This is a genomic window from Gillisella taibaishanensis, assembly GCF_001938985.1.
Classification (GTDB): Bacteria; Pseudomonadota; Alphaproteobacteria; order Rhizobiales; family Rhizobiaceae; genus Allorhizobium; species Allorhizobium taibaishanense.
The window spans coordinates 96,124-118,183 of the sequence record NZ_MKIN01000018.1; the positions used below are offsets into that span (position 1 = coordinate 96,124).

Annotated in this window: 21 protein-coding genes; 11 read left to right on the top strand and 10 right to left on the bottom strand. The window is 60.5% G+C overall.

From position 1 onward, the window contains the following. Nucleotides 1–64: 64 nt before the first annotated feature. Nucleotides 65–574 (bottom strand): hypothetical protein, encoded by a 510-nt coding sequence (locus tag BJF91_RS02735; protein ID WP_075612951.1) that lies wholly within the window; start codon nt 572–574, stop codon nt 65–67. A gap of 637 nt (nt 575–1,211) precedes the next feature. Here BJF91_RS02735 and BJF91_RS02740 point away from each other — a divergent pair. Further along, a complete protein-coding gene (locus tag BJF91_RS02740) occupies nt 1,212–3,158 on the top strand; it encodes a methyl-accepting chemotaxis protein (protein WP_075612952.1) in 1,947 nt (648 codons plus the stop codon). A gap of 136 nt (nt 3,159–3,294) precedes the next feature. Here the strand turns inward: BJF91_RS02740 and dxs are convergent, their stop codons facing one another. Next, nucleotides 3,295–5,217: a 1-deoxy-D-xylulose-5-phosphate synthase gene (gene dxs / locus BJF91_RS02745; RefSeq protein ID WP_075612953.1), complete on the bottom strand. Its 1,923-nt coding sequence runs from the start codon at nt 5,215–5,217 to the stop codon at nt 3,295–3,297. 366 nt (nt 5,218–5,583) lie between these two features. Between dxs and BJF91_RS02750 the strand changes: the two genes are divergently transcribed. Genes BJF91_RS02750 through BJF91_RS02760 form a run of 3 tightly spaced genes read left to right on the top strand, consistent with a single transcriptional unit; the run spans nt 5,584 to nt 8,730 of the window. Beyond that, entirely contained in the window at nt 5,584–6,030 is a 447-nt protein-coding gene (locus BJF91_RS02750; RefSeq protein ID WP_075612954.1) for a MarR family winged helix-turn-helix transcriptional regulator, read from the top strand. 1 nt (nt 6,031) lies between these two features. After that, complete coding sequence (locus BJF91_RS02755) at nt 6,032–7,189, top strand: HlyD family secretion protein (RefSeq protein WP_407639852.1); 1,158 nt, start codon at nt 6,032–6,034, stop codon at nt 7,187–7,189. Continuing rightward, nucleotides 7,186–8,730 carry a DHA2 family efflux MFS transporter permease subunit gene (locus BJF91_RS02760; protein ID WP_075612955.1) on the top strand — a complete coding sequence of 515 codons (1,545 nt, stop codon included), beginning with the start codon at nt 7,186–7,188 and terminating at the stop codon, nt 8,728–8,730. Before BJF91_RS02755 ends, BJF91_RS02760 begins: the two co-directional genes overlap by 4 nt. Before the next feature lie 12 nt (nt 8,731–8,742). Here BJF91_RS02760 and BJF91_RS02765 read toward each other — a convergent pair whose 3' ends face one another. Continuing rightward, nucleotides 8,743–8,994, bottom strand: a complete 252-nt coding sequence (locus BJF91_RS02765) for an exodeoxyribonuclease VII small subunit (RefSeq protein WP_075612956.1) — start codon at nt 8,992–8,994, stop codon at nt 8,743–8,745. A gap of 2 nt (nt 8,995–8,996) precedes the next feature. Beyond that, on the bottom strand, nt 8,997–9,932 hold the full coding sequence (locus tag BJF91_RS02770; RefSeq protein ID WP_075613088.1) for a histone deacetylase family protein: 936 nt from the start codon (nt 9,930–9,932) through the stop codon (nt 8,997–8,999). Nucleotides 9,933–10,002: 70 nt separating this feature from the next. Here BJF91_RS02770 and BJF91_RS02775 point away from each other — a divergent pair, with 70 nt between their 5' ends. Further along, nucleotides 10,003–10,413, top strand: a complete 411-nt coding sequence (locus BJF91_RS02775) for an acyl-CoA thioesterase (protein ID WP_075612957.1) — start codon at nt 10,003–10,005, stop codon at nt 10,411–10,413. A 155-nt stretch (nt 10,414–10,568) separates the two neighbouring features. Then, nucleotides 10,569–11,570 (top strand): HEAT repeat domain-containing protein, encoded by a 1,002-nt coding sequence (locus BJF91_RS02780; protein ID WP_139310562.1) that lies wholly within the window; start codon nt 10,569–10,571, stop codon nt 11,568–11,570. Here the strand turns inward: BJF91_RS02780 and BJF91_RS02785 are convergent. The 4 genes from BJF91_RS02785 to BJF91_RS02800 are packed head-to-tail and all read right to left on the bottom strand — an operon-like array spanning nt 11,567 to nt 14,425. Next, nucleotides 11,567–12,463, bottom strand: coding sequence for an aminoglycoside phosphotransferase family protein (locus BJF91_RS02785; RefSeq protein ID WP_075612959.1), 897 nt, complete (start codon nt 12,461–12,463; stop codon nt 11,567–11,569). The genes BJF91_RS02780 and BJF91_RS02785 overlap by 4 nt on opposite strands. A 56-nt stretch (nt 12,464–12,519) precedes the next feature. After that, the gene (locus tag BJF91_RS02790) at nt 12,520–13,083 is read right to left on the bottom strand and encodes a biotin transporter BioY (protein ID WP_075612960.1); all 564 of its coding nucleotides are present in this window, start codon (nt 13,081–13,083) and stop codon (nt 12,520–12,522) included. Between the two features lie 50 nt (nt 13,084–13,133). After that, entirely contained in the window at nt 13,134–13,751 is a 618-nt protein-coding gene (locus tag BJF91_RS02795) for an energy-coupling factor transporter transmembrane component T family protein (protein WP_083943063.1), read from the bottom strand. Next, a complete protein-coding gene (locus tag BJF91_RS02800; RefSeq protein ID WP_075613090.1) occupies nt 13,745–14,425 on the bottom strand; it encodes an energy-coupling factor ABC transporter ATP-binding protein in 681 nt (226 codons plus the stop codon). The genes BJF91_RS02795 and BJF91_RS02800 overlap by 7 nt, the downstream gene beginning before the upstream one ends. Nucleotides 14,426–14,641: 216 nt before the next feature. Here BJF91_RS02800 and speB point away from each other — a divergent pair, with 216 nt between their 5' ends. Next, the gene (speB, locus tag BJF91_RS02805; protein WP_075612961.1) at nt 14,642–15,619 is read left to right on the top strand and encodes an agmatinase; all 978 of its coding nucleotides are present in this window, start codon (nt 14,642–14,644) and stop codon (nt 15,617–15,619) included. Nucleotides 15,620–15,900: 281 nt separating this feature from the next. Further along, the gene (locus tag BJF91_RS02810; protein WP_075612962.1) at nt 15,901–17,106 is read left to right on the top strand and encodes a winged helix-turn-helix domain-containing protein; all 1,206 of its coding nucleotides are present in this window, start codon (nt 15,901–15,903) and stop codon (nt 17,104–17,106) included. Here the strand turns inward: BJF91_RS02810 and BJF91_RS02815 are convergent. Beyond that, complete coding sequence (locus BJF91_RS02815; protein WP_075612963.1) at nt 17,096–17,554, bottom strand: cupin domain-containing protein; 459 nt, start codon at nt 17,552–17,554, stop codon at nt 17,096–17,098. The two genes, BJF91_RS02810 and BJF91_RS02815, sit on opposite strands and share 11 nt — an antisense overlap. A gap of 141 nt (nt 17,555–17,695) precedes the next feature. Between BJF91_RS02815 and BJF91_RS02820 the strand changes: the two genes are divergently transcribed. After that, on the top strand, nt 17,696–18,259 hold the full coding sequence (locus BJF91_RS02820) for a nucleotidyltransferase family protein (RefSeq protein ID WP_324615701.1): 564 nt from the start codon (nt 17,696–17,698) through the stop codon (nt 18,257–18,259). Between the two features lie 3 nt (nt 18,260–18,262). Here BJF91_RS02820 and BJF91_RS02825 read toward each other — a convergent pair whose 3' ends face one another. Beyond that, nucleotides 18,263–18,916, bottom strand: coding sequence for a TetR/AcrR family transcriptional regulator (locus BJF91_RS02825; protein ID WP_075612964.1), 654 nt, complete (start codon nt 18,914–18,916; stop codon nt 18,263–18,265). Nucleotides 18,917–19,241: 325 nt separating this feature from the next. On the opposite strand from BJF91_RS02825, the gene BJF91_RS02830 reads away from it, so the two are divergent. Then, nucleotides 19,242–20,456: an HlyD family secretion protein gene (locus tag BJF91_RS02830; protein ID WP_075612965.1), complete on the top strand. Its 1,215-nt coding sequence runs from the start codon at nt 19,242–19,244 to the stop codon at nt 20,454–20,456. Next, a complete protein-coding gene (locus BJF91_RS02835; RefSeq protein ID WP_075612966.1) occupies nt 20,453–22,036 on the top strand; it encodes a DHA2 family efflux MFS transporter permease subunit in 1,584 nt (527 codons plus the stop codon). The genes BJF91_RS02830 and BJF91_RS02835 overlap by 4 nt, the downstream gene beginning before the upstream one ends. The last annotated feature ends 24 nt before the right edge of the window (nt 22,037–22,060 follow it).

The following is a 22,060-nucleotide window of genomic DNA, read 5'->3' on the forward strand; positions in this document are numbered from 1 at the left end:
CTGCCTTTGCGACCCTATCAAGCCTGGCTTTCCCATCGTTTCGCCTGGAGAAAGCCGGGCTTGTTCAACTTAGCCGTAGGTGACTGGACCTATGAGAGGCGTCCTTGAACGGGCCTGTTGAGGGGTCCTTTCTTTGAAACCGCATTTTGACAATACCCGCATAGTCGAAGACCTTCCGCGGCGTCCACACGGACTGGGGTGCCAAATTCAAGTTCCCGAGGTCTGCAATGGCGGCGACAAAGTCGTAGCCAGTTCCGGCATCGAGGATCGTCTTGACAGCCCATGCACAGTTTTTGCGTAGGACATTATATTTCGGGTCGCGAGCGAGCATCGTTTGCCATGTCCGCCGCATGGCAGCCTCATCAAGACCCGAAATGGAAACGATCCCTTTTGGAGGACCTTCCCAGGATACATCTGTTTCATAGGAGTTTGGAGCAACTGGCCCGCTGCCATCCGGACTGGGCCACCAACTCACATAGGTATCGAGACCATTTCCCTGACCGACACTGATCCGCAACGCGGCATGTCCGACAATTTTAGTCGACCTGTAGGGCCAGAAATAGACTTGGATCATCAATTCCTCCAATAGCCATAAAACCCGGGATAGGTGGCGCGCGCACGTCGTTTGGCGATAGCGCGATTGTGCTATCGCGTTCCGCTCATCAAGGACGCTGACATCGTTCTTCACCTCTGACCGGACCAACGGCGTTCACGCTGAGGTTCCATAGATGCCTGAGCTATGGGCGCATCATGACGCATCGGCACGCGGATTTGACGAATTGCAATTTTCAAGAATTCTACCTTAAGTATTGTTCTTGTGAATTTATCGCATAGAAGCAAACAAAAAATCGACCGGAGCAACGGTTGTTGAGAATGTCGCAAATCCGGCCTTCTAATTGTTTGAGAGCGGCAACAGCCTCGAAATTCGGCGCGCTTAGGTAGAGTATACTTCCGTTTAGCGTTAGCATTGCACCGAAAATATTGTCGTTGCCATGTTTGATAAGAGATATTCATGTGCATGATTATAAATTCTTTAAGGCATATAAGAGATAAACCCTTCTCAAGGGCAAATACAATATTAACCATTGTTTGACCCCGCTGCCGTTGCTGCCTCCCGCCGGGGAGAGCCGGCTTATTCGCCCATATCGGGCTTTGGGAACGATGGCCGAAGTCGCGATGCGATCTGCTAGGCTGTATTAAGGGTTTGAAAAATGGGACTGCTGGACAACATGCGCATCGTGGCGAAGGTCGGTTTGACCTTTGCGGCCTTGCTGGTCGTGAGCCTTTTGATCAGTCTGGTGAGCTGGCGTTCGCTCAACCACCAGGAAGAAGCGTCTGATATGACGGTTCACACCTATATCGTTCTGCAGAAGATGGATGCCATCATCGGCGCCATGGTCGATCAGGAAACCGGCATTCGTGCCTATCTCCTGTCGGGTGGTGACGAGAAGTTTCTCGATCCACAGAAGGCTGGCATGCAGCATTACGCCGATGCCTACGCGGCGGTGCGCCAGCTGACCGCGGATAATGCCGTGCAGCAAAAGCGGCTCGCCGAACTGGACGCGACAGTCAAGGATTGGCAGACCAAGGTCGTCGCCCAGGAAATCGCCCTGACGAGAAACCCTGCGACCGTGGAACAGGGCCGGGCGCTTGAAGTGTCCGGTGCCGGCAAGCAGTATATGGACGGCGTCCGCGCCAAGGCCAAGGAAATCTCCGACGAAGAAAGCAAGCTGCTGACCCTCCGTTCGGACGAGGCGCAGGCCGCCGCTGACGATGCCCGCAATAACATCATCATTGGCAGCGTCATGCTGTTCGCGGTTGTCGGTTTCGCCTTGCTCCTGCTCAACAAGAGCCTGATTGCTCCGCTTGTACGCATTACTCAGTCGATGCGCAGCCTTGCCACCGGCGATACCACAGTCGATATCCCCGGCATCGGCCGCAAGGACGAAGTCGGTCACATGGCCGATGCCGTCGAAGTGTTCCGCAAGAATGCGATCGCCAATCGCCAGCTGGAAGACCAGGCCACCACCGCCCGCGACGAGACGGCCCGCACCCAGGCCGCCCACCAGAAGCAGGCCGAACAGGAAGCCGCCAATCTGCGCTTCGCTACCCAGACGCTCGGCGAAGGCTTGAAGCGCCTGGCCGGTGGTGATGTCTCGTTCCAGCTCAACGAGCCCTTCGCCGCCGAATACGAGCCATTGCGCCAGGACTTCAACGCCTCGCTGCAACAGCTCGGCACCACGATCGGCTCGGTTCTCACAACAGTCGAAGGCATGGAAAACGGCACCCGCGAAATTGCCGATGGCGCCAACGACCTTTCGAAGCGCACCGAACAGCAGGCCGCAGCGCTGGAGCAGACGGCCGCTGCCCTGGACGAGATCACCGTCAATGTCAGCAATTCCTCCAAGCGCACAGAGGAGGCCCGCTCGGTGGCCGTTACCGCCAGCCACAGCGCCGTCCACTCGTCGCAGGTCGTCAACCAGGCCGAAGACGCGATGCGCCGGATCGAGGAAAGTTCACAGCAGATTTCCAACATCATCGGCGTCATCGACGAGATCGCCTTCCAGACCAACTTGCTGGCGCTGAATGCCGGTGTCGAAGCCGCCCGCGCAGGCGAAGCCGGCAAGGGCTTTGCGGTCGTGGCTCAGGAAGTCCGCGAGCTTGCCCAGCGCTCGGCCAATGCCGCCAAGGAGATCAAGGGTCTCATCCATAATTCCTCTGCAGAAGTCGACAACGGCGTGCGCCTGGTGCGCGAAACCGGCGTCGCGCTCAAGTCGATCGGCGACCATGTGGTGCAGATCAACCAGCTGATGGAAGCGATTGCCACCTCGGCCCGCGAACAGTCCACCGGTCTTGCGGAAGTCAATTCTGCCGTCAACCAGATGGACCAGACCACCCAGCAGAACGCCGCGATGGTAGAACAGTCGACGGCCGCCGCCGGCGCGCTGGCCAACGAAGCCAACCGGCTGAAAATGCTCGTCAGCCAGTTCACTCTGGCCAGCCGCACGTCCTTCAATGCTGGCGCCGCGCACCCGGCCACGGCTCAATCCTCGCACCGCCCCGTGGCCTCTCCGGCCAGGACGCTGGCCGCGAAGATCGGCAAGGCCTTCGGTGCCGGCGGTTCGGCACAGGTGAAACAGGAATGGTCGGAATTCTGAGCTGATCCCACCCCAGACATAGTGCGTGAAACGACAATGCCGCCGGCTGGAGCCGGCGGCATTGTCGTTTTTCGGCCTTGTTATCGGAGAGCGCTAGAGCATTCCAGGAGAGTGAGTTCGTCACTCTCGTTCACCCTCAGCGCAGGCGACCATCCTGGGGCAGCGTATCGCAGGAGAGAGCGGCAAAGACAGTGGCGACGATGCCCTTGGCGTCGAGGCCGGCCTTTTCATACATCACCTCGGGCTTGGCCTGATCCATCCACAGATCCGGCAGCGCCAGGCTGCGGACCTTCAGGCCGGTATCGAGCAGGCCCTCATTGGCGAGCATATGCAGCACCTGCGATCCGAAGCCGCCGACGGCGCCTTCCTCGACGGTGATCAGGACGGCGTGATGGCGGGCGAGCTGGCGGATCATCTCGACATCGAGCGGCTTGGCAAAGCGCGCATCGGCAACCGTGGTCGACAACCCGGCGGCATCGAGATCTTCGGCCGCAACGAGACATTCGGCAAGCCGTGTGCCGAAGGAGAGCAGCGCCACCTTGGTGCCTTCCTTGATGATCCGGCCCTTGCCGATCTCAAGGATCTCGCCGCGCTCCGGCATCTGCACGCCCACGCCTTCGCCACGCGGGTAGCGGAAGGAGATGGGACCAGCGTCATAGGCGGCGGCGGTGCGCACCATATGTTTCAATTCCGCCTCATCAGCCGCAGCCATCACCACGAAACCGGGCAGACTTGCCAGGAAACCGGTATCGAAGGACCCGGCATGGGTCGGCCCGTCGGCGCCGACGAAGCCGGCCCGGTCGATGGGAAAGCGCACCGGCAGTCCCTGGATGGCGACGTCATGCACGACCTGGTCATAGCCGCGTTGCAGGAAGGTGGAGTAGAGCGCGCAGAACGGCTTGTAGCCCTCGGCGGCAAGTCCTGCTGCAAAGGTGACCGCATGCTGTTCGGCAATGCCGACATCGAAGGTGCGCTCTGGATAAAGCGCCTGCAACTTGTCGAGCCCGGTGCCTGATGGCATGGCGGCAGTGATGCCGACGATCTTCTCATCGTGGCGGGCTTCCTCGACCAGCGCCTCGGCGAAAACGGCGGTATAGCTCGGCGCGTTCGGCTTCGCCTTGGCTTGGGTGCCGTCGATAACATCGAATTTGTTGACGGCATGATACTTGTCGGCCGCCGCTTCGGCAGGCGCATAGCCCTTGCCCTTTTGCGTAACCACATGGATCAGCACCGGCCCCTTGGCATTGTCGCGCACATTGCGCAGCACAGGCAGCAGGTGGTCGAAGGAATGACCGTCGATAGGGCCGATATGGTAGAAGCCCATTTCCTCGAACATCGTGCCGCCAGTCACATAGCCGCGCGCATGCTCGACGGCGCGGGTGATCGCCCGATCGATATTCTTGCCGAGATAGGCAGTGAGTTTCTTGCCGATCTCGCGCATGCCCATATAGGTGCGCCCGGAGGCAAGCCGCGCCAGATAGGCACTCATCGCGCCGGTCGGTGGCGCGATCGACATGTCGTTGTCGTTGAGAATGACGATCAGCCGCGCATCGAGCGCCCCCGCATTGTTGAGCGCCTCAAACGCCATACCCGCCGACATCGCGCCATCGCCAATCACGGCCAGCACCTTGCGGTCGGTCTGTCCCAACTCGGCAGCCACGGCCATGCCGAGACCGGCAGAAATCGACGTGGAGGAGTGGGCGGCGCCAAAGGGGTCGTATTCGCTTTCGGCCCGCTTGGTGAAGCCGGAAAGACCGTGCTCCTGGCGCAGCGTGCGGATGCGGTCGCGCCGGCCGGTCAGGATCTTGTGCGGATAGCATTGATGGCCGACATCGAAGATCAGCCGGTCTTCGGGCGTGTTGAACACCTTGTGGATGGCGATGGTCAGCTCGACCACGCCAAGACCTGCCCCGAGATGGCCGCCGGTTACCGATACGGCGTCGATCATCTCGTCGCGCAGTTCACGGGCCAGTTGCGGCAGAACGCGATCGTCGAGATCTCTGAGATCCGCCGGATAGGCGATCTGATCGAGCAGAGGGGTATCAAGCTTCGGTGTCACGGAGTCTGCCTTTTTCTGTCTTCAGAGCGCAAGCTGGACGAATGGGCTCGCCGCTCCAAGTTTTATTTTTGAAGCATAACCGCTCGATCTCGTTTCACTCCGGTCGAATTATGCTCTGCACCGCCGCGCGCCAGACGGAGGTGCATCCATGCGCGGGGAGGTAATGATTTATATAGGCCTTAACCGTGCCGCGGCAAAGAGAGAAAGAGAAAAGCCGGACAAGCGCCTCAAAAAGGCCTGTTAACAGGCACGCGAGCGCGCCTTTTTTATCATGGATAAAATCTAAAACAGGTATTGCTATTCAAGTCTTGCAATTTATATAATAAGCATGCTCATCATATGGGTGCTTATCGATCAAGGCGCGCCATGCCGCAAAATCCTACTCTCGGTTTTCTCCTCCACGACGTCGCCCGTCTGCTGCGCAAGCGGTTCGAGCAGCGCACCCGTGACATTGGTCTGACGCGCACGCAGTGGCAGACGCTGGTCTATCTGGCCCGGCTTGAGGGTGCGAGCCAGAAGCAACTGGCCGAGATGATGGAGGTCGAGCCGATCACGCTCGCCCGCGTCGCCGACAAGCTCTGTGAAAAGGGGTTGATCGAGCGGCGGCCGGATGAGACCGACCGCCGGATCAACCGCCTGCACCTGACCGATCTGTCGCGGCCGCTGATCAGCGAGTTGCACGCGCGTGGCGACGCCACCCGCGCCGAAGCGCTGGAGGGGATTTCCGCCGAGGATCTCGCCCGCTTCTTTGAAATTCTCTTGGCAATGAAGACCAATCTTGTGGGAGCCTGCCGGTCGACGGCTTGCGAATAATATGTCCGATATGTCCTCTAATCCTGAAAAGCAGCCTGAAACCACTGATACCGCCAGTTCCGACGCTGCCACCAAGCCAAAGCGCAGTCGCAAGGCCCGTACGCGGCTCATCCTCTTTGGGCTTGTACCCGTCGTTCTGATTGCCGGCGGCTATTTCTACGTCAATGGCGGCCAGGTGATGACCACTGATAATGCCTATATCCAAGCCGACATGGTCGGCGTCACCACGGATATTTCCGGCATCGTCAAAAGCGTCGATGTTCATGAAGGCGAGGCGGTCAAGCCGGGCCAGGTATTGTTTACCCTGGACCAGCGCGCCTTCAAGGCAGCTGTCGATGGCGACGAAGCGCGGCTGGATGCGGCAAAGAACCAGATCCTCAACCTGCAGGAAAGCTATCGCCAAAGCCTGGCTGAACTGGCCCAGGCCAAGGCCGATCTGCCCTATTACCAGACCAACGTCGACCGCCAGCAGAAGCTGCAGACCACGTCCGTCGCCAGCCAGGCCAATCTCGACGATGCCGAGCATGCGCTGATATCAGCCAAGCAGAAGGTCGACGTAGCCGAGGCGGGCGTCAAGGTGACGCTGGCGCAACTCGGCAATCGTCCCGATGCCCCGGTCGAAACTTACCCGGCCTATCAGGAAGCCAAGGCCGCCCTGGATGAAGCCCGTCGCGAGCTTGATCATACCGTGGTGCGTGCGCCATTCGGCGGTATCGTCACCAATGTCAGCAGCCTTCAGGCCGGCAGCTATATGGCGGCGGCACAGGCCGGTTTCCAGCTGGTCTCCGACACACATCTGTGGATCGACGCCAGCCCCAAGGAAACCGAACTCACCTATGTCCGGCCCGGCCAGGATGCGGTCATCACCGTCGACAGCTATCCGGGCGTCGAATGGCATGGCAAGGTCGAAAGCGTCAGCCCGGCCTCGGCCTCCAGCTTCTCGCTGCTGCCAGCCCAGAATTCCTCGGGCAACTGGGTGAAGGTGGTGCAGCGCATTCCAATGCGCGTTACCGTTGATGACAGCGCAAACAAGCCGCCGCTCCGGGTCGGCATGAGCACGGAAGTCTCTATCGATACCGGCCATCGCAACGGCCTGCCGCATTTCGTTAGGGCGCTGATCGGGCAGGAGACCGCCTATGCTTCGGAGCCGGCCAGATGAGCACGCCGGCCGCTGCCGCTAAGCCGGCACCCGTCATTGCCAACCGCGGTGCGATCACGGCCTGCGTCATCCTGGCCGTGATCATGCAGGCGCTGGACAGCACCATCGCCAATGTGGCGCTGCCCTATATCCAGGGCAGCGTTTCCGCCAGCGCCGACCAAATCAATTGGGTGCTGACCTCCTATATCGTCGCCGCCGCGATCATGACGCCGCCGTCTGGCTTCCTCTCTGCCCGCTTCGGGCGCAAGCGCGTGCTGCTGGTGGCGATTTGCGGCTTCGTCTTTGCCTCCGTGCTCTGCGGCCTGGCGCAATCGCTGAACCAGATCGTCGGCTTTCGCCTGTTGCAGGGCTTTTTCGGCGCGGCACTGGTGCCGCTGTCGCAAGGCATTCTTCTCGATATCTACTCGGTGGAGGAGCGCGGTGCCGCCATGGCGCTGTTCGGCGTGTCCGTCATGGTCGGGCCGGTGCTTGGGCCTGTCCTGGGCGGCTGGCTGACCGATCATCTCAGCTGGCGCTGGGTCTTCTACATCAACGTGCCGATCGGCCTGCTTGCCTTCATCGGCATCACCGCCTTCGTTACCGAAACCAAGATCGACTGGAACGCCCGGCTTGACGGGCTGGGCTTTGCCCTGACCAGCATATCGATCGGCGCGCTACAGCTGTTTCTGGATCGCGGCGAGCAGCTCGACTGGTTTTCATCAGGCGAAATCATCATCGAGGCGCTGGTTTGCGGCGTGGCCTTCTACATGCTGATGGTCCACACCTTCACGCGCGACAAGCCCTTCATCAATCCGCGCCTGTTTCTCGACCGCAATTTCGCGGTGTCCTTCCTGTTCATTTTCGTGGTCGGCATCACCTATTTCTCGTCGCTGGCGCTGATGACCCCCTATCTGCAAACGCTGATGGGCTATCCCGTCGTCACAGCCGGCATCGTCATGGGCCCGCGCGGTGTCGGCACCATGGTCTGCATGTTCCTGGTCGGCCGGCTGATCGGCAAGGTCGATACCCGCCTGCTGCTGGCGACGGGCCTTGGACTGACCGCCTGGGCCATGGATGCCATGAGCGGCTGGACGCCCGCCGTGTCGCAATGGACCATCGTCTATGTCGGCTTCATCCAGGGTGCAGGCCTCGGCTTCCTGTTCGTGCCGCTGACCACAGTCGCCTTTTCCACCCTGCCGGCTTCGATGCGCGGCGATGGCACCGGGCTTTACAATCTGTCGCGCAATATCGGCTCCAGCGTCGGCATCTCGGTGATGGCGGCGCTGCTGGTGCGCAACGGACAGGTCAATCACGCCGAGATTGCCGCCCAGGTGACGCCCTATAACCACGCCTTCCAAGCAACAGCGGCGCAGAGTCTCAGCCCCTATACCCCGGCCGGCCGGGCAGCGCTGGACAGCGTCATCCAAACGCAGTCCTCCATTATCGCCTATATCGACGATTTCCGGGCTTTGATGGTGATGTCGCTGCTGGTGATGCCGCTGCTGTTGCTGCTGAGGAAAAAAGGTCCGGCACAGGTCGATCACTCCATCGCCATGGAGTGATCGTCAGCAATATTACTCCCGGTCGAGCGGCTCTGCGCCCGCAGGCTTGCCGGCGCGGTCGAGGCGGATCTTTTCGATGCGGTTTTCCGCAGCTGACAGTAGCGCCTCGCAATGTTTCTTCAACAGTTCGCCGCGCTCATAAATAGCGATGGATTCGTCGAGCGCCACATCGCCCCGCTCCAGCCGGGCAACGATACTTTCTAGCTCGGCCACGGCCTTTTCGAAGGAATAGCCGGAGAGATCGGCGGTCGCGGTGTCACTCATACTCAACCCTTCATCAGTCGCAGGATATGCATTCCGGCCGATTCGGCCAAACCTTCAAGATCATAGCCGCCTTCCAGCAGACTGACGACCCGGTTTTTGGCGAAGCGGTCGGCCACTTCCATTAGTCGCCCGGTCGCCCAATCGAAATCCTCGCCGACCAGATTGATCTGCGCCAGCGGATCGCGGTGATGTGCATCGAAGCCAGCGGAAATCAGGATCAGGTCGGGGGCAAAATCATGAAGCGCCGGCAGCACCCGCGACTTGAACGCCTCGCGGAAATGATCCGAACCGCTATTGGCCGACAAAGGCGCGTTGACGATGGTCTTGTGCGGGCCGACCTCGTCCTTCTTGCCCGTCCAGGGATAAAGCGGCATCTGGTGGGTGGAACAGAACAGCACGGAACTATCATCCCAAAAAATGTCCTGCGTGCCATTGCCGTGATGCACGTCCCAATCCACGATCGCCACCCGCTCTACGCCATAGGCCTGCTGCGCATGCCGGGCCGCAATGGCAACCGTGTTGAACAGGCAAAAGCCCATGGCCTTGGTCTTTTCCGCGTGGTGGCCGGGCGGACGTCCGGCAACGAAAACATTGTCGGCCGCCCCGGTCATCACGTCATCCACGGCGGCCATGGCCCCGCCAATGGCGGTCAGCGCGCATTGCAGGCTCTTTTGCGAGGCGTAGGTATCGGCTTCCAGCTGGTTGATCCGGTCCTCTTCCTCGGGCACCTGACGCATCACGGCGATGAAATGCTCTTCCGGATGGGCCAGCATGACCGCGTCCTCATTGGCCTGTTGGGCCTCGCGCCGCTCCAGCGCCGAAAAATTCGGATGGTTGAGCGCAATATTCAGCGAACGCAGCCGGTCGGCCCGTTCAGGATGACCCTCCGGCGTATTGTGCTCGAGGAAGATCGGATTTTCGTAGAGCCGGGTTGTCATGATCCAGTCACCTTGCACGACAAATCTGTTTGCCATTACATGAGCGATCACGGCAGGGAGGGCAAGGGCCATGGCGAAAAGAGAACGGCTTGACATTACCGATACGGCGGTCGGCCTGCGCGACGTCGGCTTAAACGGCCGGCTCAACACCAGCGCGCTGATGGCGCTTGCCGAGGAAGCGCTGCATCGCTTCTGGCAGGCAAGGCCGAGCCAGGAGGATGGCAGCACCGAGCCGGAATTCCGTACCACCAAATTCGAGGCCCGCCTCTATGAAGCCCTCGGCCCCGGCGACCCGCTACGCTTCACCGTGCAGGTCGACAAGATCGGCGGCAAATCCGTCGGCTTCGCCATCTCGGTCGAAAGCGCCAAAACCCGCGCCGCCGACGTCGAAATCACCTGGACCGCCGTCAACAAGGATAGCGCCGAACCGGTAGCGCTGCCGGAAGCCCTGCGCGACTGGCTCTATCAGTGGCTGCCGTGATGGCACATCGCCTGGCAAAGTTTGTTAGAAAGCTGGTTCAGATCTTCAGGTTGAAGCTTAAGCATCCTCGTAATCGGGCCCCTACGCCCAATCGGGCTCATAAGAGTGAACAACCGCCGCCATTCGTTGCCGATGAGCCGCGGGCCGAGATGCGATTGGATGATCAGACCTCAACGAAATACCACTTCGCGTCATCCTCGACCCTGTTGGCTATCCTCGACGACGTTGAAAGTTCGTACGATTTTCAAAAGACTCAAAAGGTTGTCAAAGCCGCGCTCCGTTACGATCCCTCATGGTGGAGCGAATCATTTAATACGCAGTGGGTTAAGCAACACGAAAGGCAGTTGAATGCTTGCCAGGCATTGAGCCAGATCTTCCTCTTCCATGATGACGGGTTTCTCCGGCAAATGGCACTTGAAAGACTGGCCTCACCCCTGAATCATCCCTTTGTAGCTTATGGCCTTGGGCTAAGGCTGAACGATTGGGTTCCCGAAATCAGGCGGGTTGCGAAGATAACATTTGATAGATGCTATGCGTCAACGCCACCGGAAATTTGGGAGGAGGCGCTTTGGCATCTGCTGCCCCGATCCACCGAATGGCGGCGGTGGTTCATGCAGCAGAAACACGAGGAGGTTCTCTACAGTGCGGCCGCCAATAGACAGGAGCAACTGCAAGGTCTTGTTTCGAGATTGGCGGCGAGCCGGTCATCCGGCTCAACCACGATGTTTCGATTGCTCGCACGCAGTCCAAATTTTGATCGCTTCCTACCTGACTTGGCTCTTGGAGCCTGCCAGCCTCACGTTCGAACGCTTGCTCTTGTTTCCATCATGGAACGAGAGGCACGATGGTCTACTGGAAAGTTCGAGAGAGTTTGGCACGACAAGGTTTTCGGGCGTTATCAAGACAAAGAGATATGGCGCACACGCCCTTTGACGTTAGACGTTGATATCGTTCCGATTCTGACTGCATCCCTGCACGACCGCTCAAGCTTGGTCCGTCGGCGCGCCCTTGATCTGCTGACCAGGCGCCGCGACGAGGACGAGCTCAAGCCTTTGGTACAAAAGACTCTCGTCGATCTTGCCAACGACCCAAATCCTGCCGTGCAGGGTCGATTGGATTTTCTGAGGCGAAGCCAACAGCCGGGTTTCAAAATCTAGGCTTTGTTGGCGTGATCTTCTGCGAGGATGCGCTCAAGCACGATCCGGCTTTCCGTCGCCTCCGGGGCGCCGGTTTCCACCTGCTTTTGCAGGGTGATCAGCGTCTTCCACAAGGCCCAGCCGCGTGCACGGGTCCAGGTCGCTTCGTCGTGGTCGAGTGTGGCGCGAAAACGCGCGGCGATCGCTCGATCCATGAAGGTCCAGGCGATGGCGAGATCGCAGGCGGGGTCGCCTGTGCCACAACAACCGAAATCGATTATGGCGGCGAGGCGGCCATTGTCGACAAGCAGATTTCCGGGCGCGATATCGCCATGCAGCCAGACCGGCGGCTTCTGCCACTGGCTGGCAAGGGCCTGCTCCCAAAGTGATAATGCGCGATCAGCATCGATGTCTTCGCCGAGCTGGTCGATCGCTGCGCGGCTTTCCTGGTCATAGGTGGCGAGTGAGCCGCCGCGATAGAAATTATGTGCCCCAGCCGGCGGGCCATCCCCGCCATCCATTCTGTGCAGGATTTTGAGGAAGCCTGCGAGATCAACTGCAAACTGATCGCGGTCGGTGATATCAGCCGAAAGGGCCGTTTCGCCGGAGATCCACCGATAGATGCCCCAGCAGAATGGATAGCCATGGCCCGGACGCCCCATCGCGACAGGCTCTGGAATGGGAAGCGGCAGATGCGGCGCCAGGAGTGGCAGGAAGCGCTGTTCCTTTGCCACCTGCGCTTCGTAACTTTGGGCGCTTGGCAAACGAATGATCATCTGTAAGCCAAGGCGAAAACTTCTGTTGTCCCAGCCGCCCGGGACGAGCGGCTGGACGGCCAGCGATGAAAACTGTGGAAAGTGGTCGGCGATCAGCCGCTCGACCAGATCCGTCGGGATCGTCAATCTGTCATCCATGTCTGCGGCAGCCCTCTTGTTCTGCAGCTGCTATACGCGGGAATGGTGACAGAAATTCAGGCCCGCTTCGGCAGTAGCGGATAGCCGACCATGACGGCGCGGGCGGCAAGCGCCGCGATGGCGGCCTTGATCAGGTCGCCGGGCAGGAAGGCCAGCGAGCCGATCAGCACCTTGTCGATCGGGGTGCCCGCCACGAAGCTCCACCAGGGCATGCCGCAGGCATAGACCACGCCGATGCCGCCGATGATGCTGGCGGCGAAGAAGCCGATGGTCTGGCCGCTGGCGGTCGAGGAATTGCGGATAAAGCGTTCCGCCGCAAGGCCGGTGACGAAGGCGCCAAGAATCCAGCCGAAGATATAGCCGCCGGTGGCGCCGAACAGCGCATTCAGCCCGCCGTGTCCGCCTGACAGAACCGGCAGACCCATGGCCACCAGCAGCACGAACAGCGCATAGGCGAGCGCGCCGCGCTTGGCGCCGAGAATGCAGCCGGCCAGCATCACGCCCATGGACTGGGCGGTGATCGGCACCGGAATGAAGCCGAGCGGCACCGGCGGAATGAGGCCGAGCACCACGACGATGGCGGCAAACAAGGCAATCAGAACCAGATCTCGCGTGGTCATGGTGATCTCCCAATCATGACGGCATGACGTTAACGCCATGCTCCAAAAAATCAGCGTGTCTTTTCGTGGCCGCGAATGCCGCGCGCGTCAATGGCCTCGGCAATCGAATCAGCCTGTTTCAGCGCCAGGATGAACAGCGGCCCCAACAGCCGGTGGAGCCGCACCGGCAGGCCACGCGCTTGGTGCGCTGCCTTCAGCGCTTCGTATTGGCTGGCGATCTCAGGCACGAAGCGCAAGGTGAGGCCAAGCGCCAGGCTGACATCGGCGGCGCGCACCAGACCCAGCCGGTCGAGCGGCGCCAGTACCTCCTCCAGAACGGCCATGAACTGCGCGAGTGAAGTGGTGGCCGTGATCGCCGAGGCGAGAAACAGGATGGCGACCAGCCGCAGCGTCAGCGTCACCGATGTCGCGAGGTCGAGCGCGTAGATATTGAAGAGGCCTAGCGCGGCAATGCTAACCAGCATCGGCCGGATACGCCGCAGCGCCGGGCGCAACCCGAGGCCAAGGCTGAAATAGAGGCCGCCCGTTAGAACGGCGGCTGCCGCCTGCAAAGGCATGGACAGGCTGAAGGCAAGACCGAGACCGAAGACCAGCAGCCCGCCAAGTTTCAGCCGCACCGGCAGGCGATGCAGCCAGGTATTGCCCTCGACATGCAGGCTGGTCAGCATGCGGCGATCTCCCTGTAGCGGACGATGGCATCCTCGGCTGCGCCGTCGAAGGCTAGCCGGCCCCGATCGAAGACGAGTACGCGGGGAAAATCGGCAATCAGTTCCAGATCATGGCTGATGACAAGCGCCTGTTCTTCGAGCCCATGGATGGTGGCAGCCACCCGTTTCCGGTTTTTCAGGTCGAGCTGGTTGGTTGGCTCGTCGAAAATCACGAGTTTCGGTCGGTTGACCAGCACGGCGGCCAGCGCCGCCAGCTGCAACTCACCGCCCGACAGTTCATGAGGGCGGCGCAGCAGCAGATGGGCGATGCCGAGCCGTTCCGCGACCGCGCCGACCGCCTCATCCAGCGCCTTGCCCTTTAGGCCCCGCGCGCGCGGCCCCATGGCGATATCTTCGCCGACAACGGGCAGAATGATCTGGTTGGCTGGGTTTTGAAAGATGAAGCCGGTCAGCGCCAGCACCGCTTTGGCATCCCTGGCCGTATCCAGGCCATCAAGCGTCACGCAGCCGGCACTCGGCTTGACCAGGCCGTTGATCAGCCGGGCGAAGGTGGATTTGCCCGAGCCGTTCAGGCCGATCACGCCGATCCGCGTCTCGGTCAGCGTCAGCGTCAAAGGCTCCAGCGCCACATGACCATCGAATATGGCCGTAGCCCGGTCGAATTGGATCAGCACAAACGTCACCCCGTCATCAGTGCTGGGATCTATAACCTCTGCAGCCGCAAAGGCAAATCCGGGATTTTTCCGTTTACAGCCGCCCTGCTATTTGCTCCGATGCCGGTTCCTTCTCTTAGAGGCTGCCAGGTTCAGATTGAACCAGGCAGCCTCTAGATTCTTTTTTTCGTTTGTCTTTGCGGGAAAACCGGGTTCCACTTTTCCCTGACAAACTCCATGACCGCAAGGACCGCGCCCGTGACCTCATCCTTCCACCAGCCCATCGATGCCGCTGAAGTGCCGCGTTTTGCAGGCCATGCCACCTTCATGCGCTTGCCGGCGGTGACCTCGGCCAAGGGGCTGGATATTGCGCTGATCGGCATTCCCTGGGATGGCGGCACCACCAACCGGGCCGGCGCCCGCCATGGGCCGCGCGAAATCCGCAACCAGTCGAGCCTGATGCGCCGGGTGCATCACGTCTCCAAGATCGAGCCGTTCAATCTCGCCAATATTGCCGATGCCGGCGACCTCGCCGTCAACCCCATCGACCTGATGATGGCGCTGCAACAGATAGAGGATGGCGTTGCGGCTGTTGTGGCCGCCGGTGCGCTGCCGCTGTCGGCTGGCGGCGATCATCTGACGACGCTGCCGGTGCTGCGGGCCGTCGCCAAGTCCCGGCCCGTTGGCCTCATCCATTTCGACGCCCATTCCGATACCAATGACAGCTATTTCGGCGGCCAGCGCTTTACCCACGGCACGCCGTTTCGTCGCGCCATCGAAGAAGGTCTGCTCGACCCGAAACGCATGGTGCAGATCGGCATTCGCGGCTCCAATTACGAACTCGACGAACATCAATGGGCGAAGGATCAGGGCATCCGCATCATCTACATGGAAGAGTTTTGCGCCCGCAGCGTCGACGATGTGATGGCGGAAGCCCGCGCCATTGCTGGCACTGGCCCGACCTATGTCAGCTTCGATATCGACTGCATCGATCCGTCGATGGCGCCTGGCACCGGCACGCCCGAGATCGGCGGCTTCCTGACCCGCGAGGCCCAGGCCATGGTGCGGCGGCTCGACGGCGTCAATATCGTCGGCGCCGACGTGGTCGAAGTCGCACCCCCTTTCGATGTCGGCGGCATGACCGCGCTCGCTGGCGCCACCATGCTGTTCGAACTGCTCTGCGTGATGGCGAAAGGTGTTGCGGAGAGAAGGTGAACCCGCATTCAAGGCGGATTTCGTCTTGAACAAAAAGAGAACATATCCTATCGTCGGTCACAATACACGACGCGCAGGACTGTGCGTCAGGAAAACCCCTCCCCCAACCCTCCCCACAAGGGGGAGGGGGCCGGTCGTATGTCTGGTAAGCCGATGGTTTTCATTGCAAATCTTCAAGAGGCACAAGGCTGGAGCTGTCCTCAACCTGCTCCCTCCCCCTTGTGGGGAGGGTTGGGGAGCGGCCATCTTTTCATTCCGCCCTCTGCTGTGATCGTCGTCCCATGACGATCAGGATCGACAATCCCACCGCAAGGCGGATTTTTCTGGAGCGGCAGGCGCTGTCGCGGCCGCCTGGGCGGGCAATGGGACGGGCGCTGGGGCGTGACGGGTTGCTGGCGCTGATCACCGATCTCGGCTTCGTGCAGGTCGATAGCATCGGCACGGTAGAGCGCGCCCATCACCAGATCCTGTTTTCGCGCAACCAGACCTATCGGCGTGAGGATCTGACGGCGCTGCTGGAGCAGGACCGGCTGCTGTTCGAGCACTGGACCCACGATGCCTCGATCCTGCCCGCCGCCTTCTTTCCCTATTGGAAGCACCGGTTCCGCCGCGAGGAAAGCCGGATTCTGGAGCGCTGGCGCAATTGGCGCGAGCCGGGCTTTGAAGATGCCTTCGAGGAAACCTATCGGCGGATTGCCGAGCACGGGCCGGCCCTATCGCGTGAATTGAAAGAGGGCGATCACAAGTCCGGCGGCTGGTGGAACTGGCATCCGTCAAAGACCGCGCTGGAATTTCTCTGGCGCACCGGCAAGCTGGCGATATCGGGACGCGACAATTTCCAGAAGATCTATGATCTCACCGAACGCTGCATCGCCTCTGATCATGCTGAGGTCGAGGTCAGCCAAGAGGCCTTTATCGACTGGGCCTGCCGCGAGGCGCTGATCCGGTTGGGCTTTGCCACATCAGGCGAAATCGCGGCCTTCTGGAATCTGGTGACATCGCAGGAGGCGAAGCATTGGGTAGATGCCCATCGCGCCGAACTGCAAGAGGTGGAAATTGCACCCGCCGATGGCGGCAAGCCGCGTCTGTCGCTGACGCTGGCCGATCGGCTGCCCATGCTCTTGGCGCCGCCGGAACCGCCCGGGCGTGTCCGCGTGCTCAGCCCCTTTGATCCGCTGATCCGCGACCGGGCTCGCACCGAGCGCCTGTTCGGCTTCTTCTACCGCATTGAGGTTTTCGTGCCCGAGCCGAAGCGCCAATACGGCTACTACGTCTTTCCGCTCCTGGAGGGCGACCGGCTGATCGGCCGGATCGACATGAAGGCCAATCGCAAAGCCGGCACGCTCGACGTCAAACGGCTCTGGCTGGAAAAAGGCGTGCGACCGTCGACCGGACGGCTGGAGAAACTCGATCAGGAACTGGGGCGACTGGCGCGGTTTACCGGAGTGGAGCGGGTGGTTTACGGGGAGGGGTGGCTCAATCCGTAAGCGGCTTGCCCGCCCGGTCCGTCAGGCTTTTGACGAAATTCACCTTGGTGAGGATCATGTCCTTATCGCTGTAATGGACGGTTTCATTGGGAGAGCGGCTGCCGACGACGAGATAGACGCAATTCTCGCTGCTGCGGTTTTCTAGGCAATGGCCGAGCGGCGTACCGGCTTTGAAGGTGGCGGCATCGCCCGGATGTAGTTCGTTCACGGCTTCGCCTTCGAGCAAGGTGGCGGTTCCCGAGAGCATGTAGATGAACTCGTCTTCCTGCTCGTGCCAATGTTTGTGGGAGGAGCGAGAACCCGGCGGCAGGGTTTCGAGAAGCACTCCAAACTGCGTCAGCCCGCCGGCATCGCTTAAACGCCTGGCGCCATAGGGACCGAGCTCGGCGTGGAGGCCTTCTGCGGTGCCGATATCGAGCGGTGCGTCTTCGGTTTTGATGATCGGCATCGTCTCACTCTTCCGGCGCACGGGTTGTTGTCAGGGAATATCCATTGCTTATGGAAGGACAGGACATGGCACAAGGAGCTTTCGGACAAGACCCGCATTACGGGCATTGTCGAAACCAGCCGGAAACCAGAGAGGCGATCAATGATGTCTTTATCGTCGCAACAGTTCATCGAGCAAATCAAGCGCAACGACACCAACCGCCGCTTGCTCGATATGCTCCCGGACCTGCACCTGCCGCAGGCCATGCTGACGGCGGGTTGCCTGTTTCAGACCGTCTGGAACCTGAGAAGCAACAACCCGCCGGATTGGGCGATCAGGGATTATGACCTCTTCTATTTCTGTGACGACGATCTGTCCTGGGAGGCGGAAAATGCGGTCATTCAGCGGGCGAAAGACCTGCTCGGTCCGCTGGCAGACAAGGTTCAGATCAGAAATCAGGCGCGTGTCCATCTCTGGTATTTACAAAAATTTGGCAGGACCTGTCCGCCGCTGACATCCGCCACGGATGGAATCGACCGCTTCCTGATTGCCTGCACCAAGCTCGGCATCTGCATTGAGACCGGCACAGTCTATGCGCCCAACGGATTTGAAGACATGGAAAACGGCCATCTGCGCACCAATCCAAACAATGTTCAGCCGGATCGATTTCTGAGCAAATGTCAGGACTACAAGGCCAGATGGCCATGGCTCTGCATCATGGGCTAACTGTTAGCCGTTCGCCTTACCGTCTGCCGAGGTCTGGACCGGGGCTTTCGGCTCGAAACCGCAGCCGCGCAGAAAGAAGGACGCGGTTTTACGGACGTTGTCTTCCATCTGCTCGCGCACCGGCGTCAGGTCAGCGTGAAACAGCGCGGAGACCATCTGTGGCAAAAGCACGGTATCGATGAAGCGGCGGGCGGTTGCCGCGAGGTTGTCGGGGGCAAACGCGGTCAGGTCACGGGTTTCCTCTGCGTCCACCATATCCAGGATAAGCGATGTCACCAGTTTGACCGTATGTTCGCGCAGCGCGTAGTGGATCGTCGTCGCCAGTTCCGGATGGCGCGTGACTTCGGCAATGACGCTGCGCATCAGACCGACGGTCTCTTCCTTGATGACGTTGCGCACGATGGTCAGCGCCATCGATTGAAAACGCTTTTCGATATCGCCGCCGCTGCAGACCAGCAGGTTTGCCGTCGATTTTTGCGACCAGCGTAGCACGACGTCCCGAAACAGCGTCTCCTTGTTGGTGAAGCGCGCATAGATGCTTGGTTTACCGGCCCGTGCCACTTCGGCGATCTCGTCGATGCTGGCGCCTTCATAGCCGCGTGCGATGAAGACCTTGAGAGCTGCTTCGACAATCCTATCTTCTACCTCTCCCGCCATCTCGCGCGGCGGCCTGCCGCGTCGCGGTTTGCTGGGCAGGGAATGGTTTGGTTGCAGCTTCTTCGCCGTCGGCTGTCGCTTTCGCGTCTCGGTACTCAAAACTCGCCCTCACTCTTTCGTTACAGGTGATTCTTTTGTGCCCGTCAGTCTTGACTACCACCGGCTCCAGATCTAGGTCAATAAAAAATGAAACGTTTCGTTTCTTTTATTCAGGAAACAGGAGAGAGGTCAGGTCATGAAGGCGCCTCAGGACGGGAATTCAGGAAAGGTCATCCTTCTCGACACCAGGCCCGGCGGCCATGCGGGAAGACCAGCGGGAGGGCCAGTGGGAAGATCAGTGGGAGAGGATGACCAGTCAGCGGAGACGGCACGCCACGACCAGGAGGACGCTCCAAAGACCGAACCCGCTGAGACGCAGCAGGCCGAACCAGGTGCTGACCAGCAGGATAAAGGCCATGCCCAGAGTGAAGACAAACCCGGCCGCAAGTCGCGCCGCCGGCGCCGCTTGCTGATCGGCGCCAGCCTGCTCGCTGTCGTCGCCGTCGGCGCTTATATTTATTGGGATGACAGCAACCGCTATGAAAGCACTGATGATGCCTTCATCGCCGCTCGGCAATTCGCCATTGCCACGCGGGTTGCGGGCTATGTCACCGCCGTTCCCGTCACCGACAATCAGCATGTGAAGCCCGGGGACGTCATCGCCCGCATCGATGACCGCGACTACCAGACATCGCTTGCCCAATCGCAGGCGCAGGTCGAGCAGGCTCGCGCCAGTTTGCAGAATACCGAGGCGCAGAGGACCGTGCAGCAGGCGACGGTGGAAGAGGAAAAAGCCCAGATCGAACAGGCCAAGGCCAACCTGATTTTCGCCCAGCAGCAGTATGACCGGTATCAGACCTTGATGCAGAACGGGTCCGGCACCACGCAGAGCGCCCAACAATATGAATCGCAATTGCATCAGCAGCAGGCGACGCTGACCACAGACCAGGCCGCCTTGGTTGCCGCCCAGCGGCAGCTCGATGCCTATCAGTTCCAGATCTCCAGCGCGCAGGCAACGGTGAAGCAGGACGAGGCGGCGCTTGAGCAGGCAAAGCTCAACTTGTCTTACACTGTCATCTCGGCCGTCCAGCCGGGCCGCGTCGTGCAGCTGTCTTCCGGTGAGGGCCAGTACGTTCAGGCCGGCACCAATGTGGCGATGTTCGTGCCCGACAAGCTGTGGATCACCGCCAACTTCAAGGAAACCCAGCTGAACCTGATGCGGCCTGGCCAGCCTGTGACCGTCACTTTTGACGCTTACCCGGGCCGGGAAATCCGCGGCCATGTCGATAGCGTCCAGCCCGGCTCCGGCACGGCTTTCTCGCTGCTGCCGGCCGAAAACGCTACGGGCAATTACGTGAAGATCGTCCAGCGCGTGCCGGTCAAGATCGTGCTTGACGATGTGCCCAGTGATGTGACGCTCGGCCCCGGCATGTCGGTGGAGCCTACCGTGCGCGTCGACCCCAGCCCCTCGCTCTATGAACGCATGAGGAGCAAGTTATGAACGCCCGGCCGGCTGGCCGCCCTGCGGTCAATCCCTGGATCATTGCCGTGGTCGTGGCGCTTGCCAGTTTCATGGAAGTGCTTGACACAACCATTGCCAATGTTGCCTTGAACTATATTTCGGGCGGCCTCGGCGTCAGTCAGGACGAGGCATCCTGGGTGGTAACCACCTATCTCGTCGCCAACGCCGTCATCGTTACGGCAACCAGCTATATGGTGCGGGTGCTTGGCCGCAAGACCTTCTTCCTCGGCTGTCTGGCGCTGTTTACCGTCAGTTCCGTGCTGTGCGGCTTTGCACCCAATCTGCAGGTCCTGTTGATTGCGCGTGTTCTGCAGGGCATCGGTGGCGGCGGCATGGTGCCGGTGGCGCAGTCTATCCTGGCCGACAGCTTTCCACCGGAAAAACGCGGCCAGGGCTTTGCCCTTTTCGGCGTCGCCGTCGTGGTGGCGCCGGTGGTCGGCCCGACGCTGGGCGGTTGGCTTTCGGATAATTTCTCCTGGCACTGGTGCTTCCTGATCAACGGCCCGGTCGGCGCGCTAACGCTGTTTGCCGTGGCCATGCTGATCCGCGATCCCGAAGGCAGCGCCGATGAACGCGCCAAGGCCCGTAAGGAGCATGGCGGTTTTGACTGGATCGGCTTTGGCCTCGTCGCCACCTTTCTCGGCACGCTGGAACTGGTGCTCGACCGGGGCCTGGAAGACGATTGGTTCGCCTCCGACTTCATTATTATCGCCAGCGTCATCTGCGTACTTGCCTTTGCGCTGACCATTCCCTGGGAGCTCAAGCACAAGAACCCGGCGGTTGACGTCCGTATGTTGGCAAGCCGGCAATTCGGGGCCTGTTTCTTGGTGATGATGGCAACGGGCGCGCTGCTTCTGGCCACCACCCAGTATCTGCCGCAATTCGTACAGGAAAATCTGGGCTATACCGCCACCTGGGCCGGGTTGATGCTGTCGCCGGGCGGCATGGTCACGATGTCGATGATGTTCGTCGTTGGTATGCTGTCATCGCGGGTCCAGCCGAAATATCTGATTGCCGCAGGTGCCGGTTTCGTGGCACTCGCCATGTATCTGGTCACGAAAGCCTATGGCGATACCGGTTTCTGGTATCTGGCCAAGGCTCGCATGGTGCAGGGGCTCGGCCTGCCGCTGATCTTCCTGCCGATCACCTCGGCTTCCTACTATGGCCTGCCGCCCAGCAAGACCGACCAGGCGTCTGCACTGCTCAATGCTGCCCGCAATACCGGCGGGTCGATTGGGGTTTCGCTGATTTCAAACATCATCAGCCACCACGAACAGACCCATCAAAGCCGCCTGATCGAACATGTCATCCCCTCCAGCCAGGCGTATCAGCAGACCTTGAGCCAGGTGACCAATTATTTCATGGGGCAGGGCAGTTCCCAGGGCACGGCCCAGCAGCAGGCGCTGGCCTGGATCAACAACCAGGTGCAAAGCCAGGCGTCATTCCTCGCCTATATGGATGCCTTCTGGGTGCTGACGCTGATTTCGCTCTGCGCCATCCCGCTGGCCCTGACGCTGCGCAATGTCAAATTGGGTGGCAAGGTGTCGATGGGGCATTAGAGGCCGAGGCCGAATGGCCGGAAA